13 protein-coding genes are annotated in these 9,489 nt (G+C 70.4%); 8 read left to right on the forward strand and 5 right to left on the reverse strand.

All coding sequences use genetic code 11. The features are described 5' to 3' along the window. Positions 1-59 precede the first annotated feature (59 nt). Entirely contained in the window at positions 60-539 is a 480-nt protein-coding gene (locus tag ACWD5O_RS12975) for a DUF4396 domain-containing protein (protein WP_450005288.1), read from the reverse strand. 136 nt (positions 540-675) lie between these two features. Here ACWD5O_RS12975 and ACWD5O_RS12980 point away from each other — a divergent pair, with 136 nt between their 5' ends. Then, positions 676-873 carry a DNA repair protein gene (locus ACWD5O_RS12980; protein WP_354967046.1) on the forward strand — a complete coding sequence of 66 codons (198 nt, stop codon included), beginning with the start codon at positions 676-678 and terminating at the stop codon, positions 871-873. Positions 874-988: 115 nt separating this feature from the next. Then, a complete protein-coding gene (locus ACWD5O_RS12985; RefSeq protein WP_450005289.1) occupies positions 989-1,504 on the forward strand; it encodes a hypothetical protein in 516 nt (171 codons plus the stop codon). Positions 1,505-1,514: 10 nt separating this feature from the next. Here the strand turns inward: ACWD5O_RS12985 and ACWD5O_RS12990 are convergent, their stop codons facing one another. Together ACWD5O_RS12990 and ACWD5O_RS12995 are read right to left on the reverse strand one after the other, a co-directional pair. Further along, entirely contained in the window at positions 1,515-2,246 is a 732-nt protein-coding gene (locus ACWD5O_RS12990; RefSeq protein ID WP_450005290.1) for a Clp protease N-terminal domain-containing protein, read from the reverse strand. 127 nt (positions 2,247-2,373) lie between these two features. Next, positions 2,374-2,838, reverse strand: a complete 465-nt coding sequence (locus tag ACWD5O_RS12995; protein ID WP_354967049.1) for a carboxymuconolactone decarboxylase family protein — start codon at positions 2,836-2,838, stop codon at positions 2,374-2,376. Between the two features lie 146 nt (positions 2,839-2,984). Between ACWD5O_RS12995 and ACWD5O_RS13000 the strand changes: the two genes are divergently transcribed. Next, a complete protein-coding gene (locus ACWD5O_RS13000; protein WP_450085370.1) occupies positions 2,985-3,851 on the forward strand; it encodes a sigma-70 family RNA polymerase sigma factor in 867 nt (288 codons plus the stop codon). Positions 3,852-3,949: 98 nt separating this feature from the next. Next, a complete protein-coding gene (locus ACWD5O_RS13005) occupies positions 3,950-4,777 on the forward strand; it encodes a DUF72 domain-containing protein (protein WP_450085371.1) in 828 nt (275 codons plus the stop codon). Between the two features lie 14 nt (positions 4,778-4,791). Here the strand turns inward: ACWD5O_RS13005 and ACWD5O_RS13010 are convergent, their stop codons facing one another. Beyond that, on the reverse strand, positions 4,792-6,621 hold the full coding sequence (locus ACWD5O_RS13010; RefSeq protein ID WP_450085372.1) for a glycoside hydrolase family 15 protein: 1,830 nt from the start codon (positions 6,619-6,621) through the stop codon (positions 4,792-4,794). Positions 6,622-6,765: 144 nt separating this feature from the next. On the opposite strand from ACWD5O_RS13010, the gene ACWD5O_RS13015 reads away from it, so the two are divergent. From ACWD5O_RS13015 to ACWD5O_RS13025, 3 genes are all read left to right on the forward strand, one after another. Continuing rightward, complete coding sequence (locus tag ACWD5O_RS13015; RefSeq protein ID WP_354967053.1) at positions 6,766-7,188, forward strand: VOC family protein; 423 nt, start codon at positions 6,766-6,768, stop codon at positions 7,186-7,188. Position 7,189: 1 nt separating this feature from the next. After that, positions 7,190-7,741 (forward strand): YdeI/OmpD-associated family protein, encoded by a 552-nt coding sequence (locus ACWD5O_RS13020; protein ID WP_450085373.1) that lies wholly within the window; start codon positions 7,190-7,192, stop codon positions 7,739-7,741. A gap of 80 nt (positions 7,742-7,821) precedes the next feature. Continuing rightward, positions 7,822-8,235, forward strand: coding sequence for a nuclear transport factor 2 family protein (locus ACWD5O_RS13025; RefSeq protein ID WP_450085374.1), 414 nt, complete (start codon positions 7,822-7,824; stop codon positions 8,233-8,235). Here ACWD5O_RS13025 and ACWD5O_RS13030 read toward each other — a convergent pair. After that, the gene (locus tag ACWD5O_RS13030; protein WP_450085375.1) at positions 8,232-9,107 is read right to left on the reverse strand and encodes an FUSC family protein; all 876 of its coding nucleotides are present in this window, start codon (positions 9,105-9,107) and stop codon (positions 8,232-8,234) included. The genes ACWD5O_RS13025 and ACWD5O_RS13030 overlap by 4 nt on opposite strands. A gap of 92 nt (positions 9,108-9,199) precedes the next feature. On the opposite strand from ACWD5O_RS13030, the gene ACWD5O_RS13035 reads away from it, so the two are divergent. Then, positions 9,200-9,489 (forward strand): hypothetical protein (locus tag ACWD5O_RS13035; protein ID WP_450085376.1); only part of this gene is annotated, 290 nt, incomplete at its 3' end.

Below are 9,489 nucleotides of genomic sequence, written 5' to 3' on the forward strand. Positions count from 1 at the left end.
CGTCAGCCGGCCCGTCGTGGATCACCGTACGCCGGGCCGCCTCGGCGGGCGGACGATCCCTACGACGCCGCCGGAGCGTTGGGGTGATGTCCGCCGTGGTGGTGCTGGTGCACCGCCGCGTGGCCCCTCCCGCGGACGATCAGGGCCCGGTTCACCGGCACCGTGACCACGAAGGCCACCGCCAAAGCGCCGGCCAGGCTGCCCCAGAACAGCGGGTCGGTGAGGCCGGCCCGCATGGCGCCCGGCACGGCGAGCATGACCCCGTTGTCCACCAGCTCCATCACGGCGATGCTGACCGTGTCGGCGACCAGGGCCACCCGGATCGCCCGCGCCAGCGGCAGGCCGGAACGGAGCACCGGGCGAACCGTCAACGCGTAGCCGAAGAGGAACGCCAGCGCGACGGCGAGGGCGATGGTGGCCGGGTCGGACCAGCCGAGCGCGGTGCCGACGACCATGCCGAGCACCTCACCGATGGCGCAGCCGGTGAGGCAGTGCAGGGTCGCGGCGATGGCCAGACGGGTGGGATTCGCGTTCTCCATGCTCGGCATCGCATACCCCCAGGGGGTATCAAATCCAGCGACGCGGATCATTTCGCCACGACCCGGAACCAGTCAGACTGATCGACCGTCATAGGTATTTCCATACATGGACACCTTTGTTTGGGACGGTATGGTCATGCCGATTCAGCCGAACGACCGCTACCAGCAGGACCCCGAGCGACTCTGGCGGGCAGCGGAGGCCGCCGGACGTTTCCCGGCCCAGCCGCGGTACCGCGGGACCCGCACGACGGGTGTCGCGCGGGCCGTGCCGTGGGCGGTGCTGAACAAGTTGCCGGCCGGCAGCTCCAGCCGGCGAGGCCTCAACACCCGCTGACCCGGTCCGCACCCGGTTGCGACACACCCGGGCCGTCCAGCGCTGGAATTCGCACACCTGTCGGGTAATTTCTTCTGGTCCGGCACCCCGGCCTACGACAGGAGAAGCTCCGCGCATGGGCAAGAAGACGATCCACGTCTCCGACTTCACCGGTACGGTCCTGCAGGACGACGACGAGGTGGTCCGCGTCGTCGTCCTGGAGCACCCGGACCTGGTCGCCGGGCCCGTGCAACTGGACGCCACCCCGGCCGAGGTGGAGAACATCGACGACGCCGCGCTGGACGTCGCGGTGGTCGAGATCCACGACCGGCACGGCGGCGGCGAGCCGCGCCGGGTGGTGCTGACCGCCAGCGAGTTCGACGCGATGGCGACCGACGTGCCGATGGCGCAGCTGCTGAAGACGGCCGAGCGGGTCCGCCCGCCGAAGGCCCGCAAGAGCGCCGAGAGGATCGACTACGGCACGCTGGAGCACGCCGGCAAGCCGCACCGGGGACGGGTCACCGAGGAGGAGGCCCGACTGGTGCGCGAGCAGCTCGACGAGGTCAACAAGCGCCTCGCCGACGCGGGCGTGCGCCAGATCGACCCTGCCGATCCGGAGCACGCCCTGCGTTACGGCTTCCCGACGCCCTGATCGCGGGAGGTCACTTCTGCGCGACGGCCGCGGCGAGGGCGGCGGCCAGGTCGGCCTCGACGGTCGCCTTCTCCAGGCCGAGGTCGGTCAGCACACCCGCGCCATCCTCCTGCTCCAGCAGGGCGAGCAGGATGTGCTCGGTGCCGATGTAGTTGTGCCCGAGCCGCAGCGCCTCCCGGAAGGTCAGCTCCAGGGCCTTCTTGCCGCGCGCGTCGTACGGGATGAGGTCCGGGACCTGGTCGGCCGGGGGCGGTAGGGCGGCACCCACCGCCTCCCGCACCGCCTCCGGGGAGGCGCCTCGACCAGCCATCACCTTGGCCGCCAGCCCGTCCGGCTCGGCCAGCAGGCCCAGCACCAGGTGTTCGGGGCCGATTTCGGCGTGGCCGCTGGCGCGGGCTTCCTCCTGCGAGGCGACCACGACGTTGCGGGCCCGGGTAGTGAACCGCCCGAAGCCGGCGTTCGGGTCGAGGGCCGCCGCGTCGGTCGAGGCCTTCGGCACGAAGCGCTTCTGCGCGGCCTGCTTGCTGACCCCCATGCTGCGGCCGATGTCGGTCCAGGAGGCGCCCGAGCGCCGGGCCTGGTCGACGAAGTGACCGATCAGGTGGTCGGCCACGTCACCCAGGTGGTCGGCGGCGATCACCGCGTCGGTGAGCTGGTCGAGCGCGTCGGTGTGCGCCTTCTTGATCGCCTGGATCAGGTCGTCGAGGCGAACCGGATTGGTCATCTGGAGAGGATCCGTCATGCGTCAACCATAGGTTGACGCATCCTCATCGTCAACCTCAAGTTGACGACCAACGCACCCTCGACCACCTGATGCTCGGCAGCCGCTCGGCGACTGCTGAGCATCAGGCGATCAGGCTCGGCGTCTGTCAGCCCCAGTTCTGCGGGGCCAGCTGCCGCGTGGTGACATTGATCCGGTTGAAGAAGTTGGTCGTTGCCACCCAGAGCACGATCGCCGCGAGCTCCTTCTCGCCGAAGTGCCGTGCCGCCTCAGCCCAGATGGCGTCGGGCACAGCGTCGGCCTGGTCGGCGAGCCGGGTGGCGGCCTCCGCGAGCGCGAGCGCCGCCCGCTCCGCCTCGGTGAAGTACGGGGTCTCCCGCCAGGCGGCCACCGCGAACAGCCGCTCCTCGGTCTCCCCCGCCTTCCGGGCGCCCCGGGCGCCGGCGTCGACGCACGGGCCGCACCCGTTGATCTGGCTGGCCCGCAGGTGCACCAGCTCCAGAGTGCTGCCCGGCACCCCGGCCGAGTGGGCGGCCCGGTAGAGCAGGTTGATCGCCTTCACGGCGTCCGGCAGCAGACCGGCGGGGTTCTGGATGCGCGGTTCGATGATCATGTCGGTCGTCCCGTCTTGTTAGGCTGCCCGGCGTGCGTCGCGGTACGACGTCCCCGGCTGTCACTGGGATGTCGGCCGGCACGTCGCTGGTGTGACAGATGTGGCGGCGGTCACAGGACGCCCAGGTGCACGGGGGTGGGAAGGTCATGATCGAGGCGGATCTGCTGGCCCGGCGCTTCGAGGAGAACCGCTCGCGGCTACGGGCGGTCGCCCACCGCATGCTGGGCTCCGACGCGGAGGCCGAGGATGCCGTCCAGGACACCTGGTTGCGGCTCAGTCGCGCCGATGTCGCGGGCATCGACAACCTGCCCGGGTGGTTGACGACCACGGTCGGCCGGGTCTGCCTGGACCGGCTGCGAACGCGCACCGCCCATCCGGAGCAGCCATGGGACACCGCCGCACCGGAGCCCGACCCGACCGACGCCGCCCCGGTCGACCCGGAGCGTGCGGCCATGCTGACCGAGTCGGTCGGCCGGGCGCTCCTGGTCGTCCTGGACATCCTCGCGCCGACCGAACGGTTCGTGCTCGTCCTGCACGACATGTTCGCGGTCTCGTTCGAGGAGATCGCCGCGGTGGTCGACCGCAGTCCCGCAGCCGTCCGCCAGATCGCCAGCCGGGCACGCCGCAGGGTGCACCAGGGCGGCACGGTTCGGGAGACCGACCCGGCCCGCCAGCGGCAAGTGGTCGAGGCCTTCCTCGCCGCCTCGCGTGAGGGCCGCTTCGACGACCTGGTCAGTCTGCTCGACCCGCACGTCGTGATGCGCGCCGATCCGGTGGCCGCGAGCATGGGTTCGGCCGCCGAGACGCACGGCTCGGCCGTCATCGCCGGCTTCTTCAACGGCCGCGCCCAGGGAGCGACGCCGGCGTTCGTCGACGGCCTGCCAGGGGCGGTCGTGGAGCGCGGCGGAGGTGTCCGGCTCGCGCTCAGCTTCATCGTCACCGACCGGATCATCGGCATCGAGGTGGTGGCCGACCCGGCACAGCTCGCGACGCTCGACCTGGTCGTCGGATAGGCCGAGCGGCGGCAGGTGGGCGCGTCGTTTACCGTGGGCTCCGGTCTGGCGGTTCACCTGGGAAGGGGGCGGCTGTGCGTCTACACGTGGGATGCGCGATGTGGACCCACAGGCCGTGGCAGGGCCGTCTGCTGGCGCATCCCCTTCCGCCACAGGAGCGCCTACGGCACTACGCCAGTTGGTGCGACGCGGTCGAGGGAAACACGACGTTCTACGCGACTCCGGCCCGGGACACCGTGGCGTCCTGGGCCGCGCAGACGGATCCCGACTTCCGGTTCGTCCTGAAGCTCCCCAAGATCGTCACCCACGAACGCCGGCTCACCGGTGCCGACGAGCCGCTGCGCGCCTTCCTGGACGCCATCGAGCCGCTCGGCCCACGCGCCCATGCCCTGTGGATCCAGTTGCCGGGGTCGTTCTCGCCCGCCGACGTCCCGACCCTGAGCCGCTTCCTGAGCCGGCTCCCCCGGTCCCACCGGTACGCCGTCGAGGTCCGCCATCCCGCGTTCTTCACCGACCCCCGCGCGGCGCGGCTCCTGGTGGAGACCCTCACCGCCGCGGCCGCGGAGTGGGTTCCCTTCGACACCACCGCGTTCTTCGCCAGCCCGCCCACCAGCGACGCGGAGCGGGACGCCTGGCTCAAGAAGCCCCGGGTGCCGCTCCGCTCGCTCGCGCTGACCGACCGGCCGATCGTCCGCTACCTCGGCCGCGACGACACCACGCGAACGGTCGAGGGGTGGCAGCGCTGGGTCGACGTCGTCGCCGGATGGCTGCGCGAGGGGCGCTCACCGACGATGTTCGTCCACACCCCGGACAACGCCGACGCGCCACTGCTCGCCCGCCGCTTCCACGATGAGGTCCGAGCGCGCGTACCGGAACTCGACGCGCTACCCGAACCGATACCGGTCGAGCCCCTGACCCTGTTCTGACCCGGCGGTCGTGGTCATTGCTGATCGTCGAGGAGATTGTCGAGGTGGACCGCCGTGCTGATCAGCGAGAGATGGCTGAACGCCTGCGGGAAGTTGCCGATCTGCTCACCGTCGGGGGCGATCTCCTCCGAGTAGAGGCCCAGTGAGCTGCTGTAGGTGAGCATCTTCTCGAAGGTCAGCCGTGCGTCGTCGAGCCGTCCGGAGTCCGCGAGGGCCTGGACGTACCAGAAGCTGCACATGCTGAAGGTGCCCTCGGTGCCCGCCAGGCCGTCCGGCGAGGCGGTCGGGTCGTAGCGGTAGACGAGACTGTCGGAGACCAGTTCGGCGTCCATCGCCCGCAGCGTCGACTCCCACATCGGGTCGGTCGGCGAGATGAAGCCGACCGTGGGCATCGCGAGCAGCGACGCGTCCAGGATGTGCGTGCGGTAGTGCTGCACGAACGCGCGACGGTCGGTGTGGAAACCGCGCGCCATGACCTGCTCGTAGATGGCGTTGCGTTCGGTCGTCCAGCGGGTGGTGTCGCCGGGCCGCCCGAGGCGGTGCGCGAGGCGGATGGCGCGGTCGAGCGCCACCCAGCACATCATCCGCCCGTAGGTGAAGTCCTGCCGGCCGGACCGGGTCTCCCAGATGCCGTCCTCGGGCTGGTTCCAGTTCTCGCAGAGCCAGTCCATCAGCCCTGCGGCCTTCCGCCAACCCTCGTGCGGGGCGATCAGCCCGTTCCGGTCGGCGAACTCCAACGAGTTGAGCGCCTCGCCGTAGATGTCGAGTTGCAGCTGACCCGCCGCGTCGTTGCCCACCCGCACCGGCGCCGAGCCGCGGTACCCCTCCAGGTGGTCCAGCACCTCCTCGGCGAGGTCCGGTGAGCCGTCGATCCGGTACATGACCTGCAGGGGCACATCGCCGTTCGTGGCGTCGCGGATGCGCGCCTCGAGCCAGAACAGATACCTCCGGGCCTCGTCGGTGAAGCCCAGGCCGAGTAGCGCGTGCACCGAGATGGACGCGTCCCGGACCCACGTGAAGCGATAGTCCCAGTTCCGCGGCCCGCCGACCTGCTCCGGCAGCCCCGCGGTGGGCGCGGCGACCAGTGCGCCGGTCGGGGCGTACGTCATCAGCTTGAGCGTCATCGCCGACCGCTCGACCATCTCCCTCCAGCGGCCCGTGTAGCGGGATCCGCCCACCCACCGCCGCCAGAAGTCGCGGGTCTCGGCGAGCAGTTCGCAGGCCTCGTCCATGCTGAGCGCTCGGGGCGCGTGCGGGCAGGCGGTCTCCAGGACCACGCCGCCGATGTCCCCCACGTGCAGCGTGTACATCGCGGACACACCCTCCGCGTCGCGCCGGATGTCCCTGGCGTCGATCAGCCGTTCCGTGTTCTTGAAGGGGGTTAGGGTCAGGTTCAGAGTCGCACTGCGGAAGACGTCGCCCTCCGGGTGCACTTCGAGCTCGTACGAATCTCGCCCGTAGTTGAAGCGGGGGCGGCAGTCGAAGCGGAACGGCATGCTCCCCCGGACCATCCGGATCAGCCGGACCAACCGGTGCCGGTCGGTGACCTGCTCGCCGGTGACGGGCATGAAGTCCACCAGCTCGCCCACACCGTCGGCGCTGTGGAAGCGGGTGATCAGGATCGCCGTACCGGGCAGGTAGAGCTGTTTGCTGGTGTACGCGATGCCGTCCGGTGAGAGCTGGAAGTGGCCGCCCTTGCGGCGGTCCAGCAAGGCGCCGAAGAGGCTCGGCGAGTCGAAGCGCGGCGCGCAGAACCAGTCGATCGTGCCGTCCTTGCTGACCAGCGCTGCGGTCTGCAGATCACCGATCAGCCCGTGCTCCCCTACCCCCGGATAGCCTTCCACGCTGGTCCCCCCCGGAACGCCGACGGCGGCGACTACCCGGGAAACGGCGCCGGCACACATTCGCCTGTGCCCGTCATTGCGGAACCGCAGCTTCCGCAATCGTCGATAGCGTGGCCGCAGAACCCATCGACGAGGGGACACCTGATGAGCCTGCGAGGATTCGCCACACTCAACATCTGGGCGGACGACGTGGCAGCGGCGACGGCCTGGTACGCGGAGTTCCTGGGCATCGAGGCCTACTTCCTGCGGGCCGGCCCCGACGGACGCCCCGCCTACACCGAGTTCCGCATCGGCGACTACCAGGCAGAGCTGGGCATCATCGACCGCAGGTACGCGCCGCCTGGCACGACCGGGCCCGGCGGCGCCGTCATGCACTGGCACGTCGACGACCTGCACGCCACCGTCGAGCGACTGCTGGCGATGGGCGCGACGGAGTACCAGCCGATCACACCGCACGGGGACGAGGGGTTCGTCACGGCCGCGGTCGTCGACCCGTTCGGCAACGTGCTGGGCGTCATGAACAACCCGCACTACCTCGACGTCCTCTCGTCCAGGAAGCCGGCGTGACGTGGACGTGCTCGACTTTGCCGACGCCATGGCATGGGAGTCCTGGCTCGCCGCGCAGCACGACGTGCGGGGCGAGGCGTGGCTGCGGATCGCCAAGCGGCACTCGGGGCTCCCCTCGATCACCATCGTGGACGCGCTCGACGTGGCCCTCTGCCACGGCTGGATCGACGGTCAGCGCAGGGGCCTCGACGACGTGTCGTTCCTCCAGCGGTACTCGCGCCGCCGGCCACGGAGCTCGTGGTCGCAGGTCAACGTGGCGAAGGTCGAGGCACTGACGGCGGCCGGGCGGATGCGGCCCGCGGGCCTCGCGGAGGTCGCCGCCGCCAAGGCGGACGGACGGTGGGAGGCAGCGTACGAGCCACAGCGCACCGCCGCCGTCCCGCCCGATCTCACCGCCGCGCTGGCCGGCGAACCCCGTGCGACCGCCGCCTTCGAACGGCTCGGCCGCTCCGCCCGGTACGCCGTGATCCTGCCGCTGCTCAAGGCTCGCACCCCGGAGACTCGGGCGAAGGTCCTGGCCCAGGCGATCGCGCGGCTGACGGCTCAGGAGTAGGCCGCGTGGCCTCACGGGATGTCAGTGGTTCCTGATACCACTGCGGTGACACGGGACACCGGTTGGCGAAGGAGACGTTCGTGGACACTCGGGAGTTGGCCCAGCGGTGGGCCCGGACCTGGACCGAAGCCTGGCCGATCCGGGACGTCGAGGCGATCGCCGCCCTGCAGAGCGAGGACGGCGACCACTGGGCCTCGATGTTCCGCCCGTACCGCGGGCGTTCCGGGCTTCGGACCTACCTGAAGGAGTGCTTCGCCGAGGAGACCCGCCCCGCGGAGGTGTGGTTCGCCGAGCCGCAGATCGACGGTGACGCGGCTGCCGTCGAGTACTGGTCCGTGATCTACGTCAATGGTCAACCGACGACCATCTCCGGCTGCACGGTGTTGCGCTTCGACGAAGTCGGGTTGGTGGCGGAGGCTCGCGACTACTCGCACGTCAAGGAGGGTCACCACGCAGCGCCCGCCGGCCTGTTCGGGGCAGCCCCTGCCGTTTAGTCCGGCTCGTCCCCATCCACCGCCCGCCTGACCAGCTCTGCCGCTTCCTCGGTGTCCAGCCCGCTGGCGATGAGCAGCTCATGTGCGGCCGTCCGAAACTCACCGACGGCGATCAGCCCGGAGTAACCCAACCGGTGGGTGTGCGGGCGGTCGAAGTCCGACGACCGTCCCTGCGCCCGCCCGGCCAGCTCGACGGCCCGCAGGATCTGCCCGCGCGAACGGTGGGGCTCGTCGTCGGCGCGAATCATGCACCTCAGGGCCTGCGCGCTGTCGGCCAGCAGGTCGATGGCCGCCGGCAGCTCCTCAGGTATCGGTTCATCGTCCTTCAGGGCTGTCGTGAGTCGCCGTGCGACGGACCGGCTGCTGTGCAGGCTGCGCTCCAGATGCCGGACGGCCTGGGTATAGAAGGCCAGGGAAGTGCGGTCGCGCCAGCGTAGTGGCGCTAATCGCACCACCTCCTGGGCGGCGGCGAGCCCCTCGTCCAGCGCGTTCAGCCGGGAGTCGAGGTTTCGCAACCGGCGCAGGCTTCCCTGGGCCTCACCAAGATCACGGGCGCGTACCGCGCCTGCCAGGTCGTGCAAGGCCGCCATCCCCGGATTGAGGACCGGTTCGGCCAGCCGCTGCACCGTCCGTTGCGGGTGGATGGGCACCAACAGCAGACCAACGGCCAGCCCGATCAGCCCTCCGACCGCGGCGTCGACGAAGCGGGGAATGGACAGTTCACGTACCGGCGGCTCCAGGGTGGCGATGAGCACTGCGGTACCGCCGGCCTGGGTGAGCAGTGAACCACCGCCCTTGAGCAGGATGGCGACGACGATCGCCAGCACGACGACCACACCGGTCTGCCAGGGCCCGATGCCGAACAGCGGCATAGAAAGACGTTCTGCGTGTCGATGCAGGACGTAGGAACGTCCCCCTGATGCGCTTGTCGGGCTTGGTGTCCCATCGCAGGAGGAGGACGTTCATGGGTAACGGTAGCGGTGTGTCCCGTGGTGATCGCAACCGCAACGCGCGGCTTGCTCGGTTGCGGGTGCTGGTCCCATCCGCGAACGCGATCGTCGGCATCGATCTGGCGGACAAGAAGCAGATGGTCGTGGTCACCGACCACGACTCGAAGGTGTTGGCGCGTAGGACTTTCCGGTGCCATGCCTGGGATCTGGGCGCGGCGTTGGACTGGGCGGGCAAGCAGGCCGCGGCGAAAGGCTTCGCCGGGGTCACGGTGGCGTGCGAGCCGACCGGTCACCGCTGGCGGGT

This window comes from Micromonospora sp. NPDC005161 (assembly GCF_053599855.1).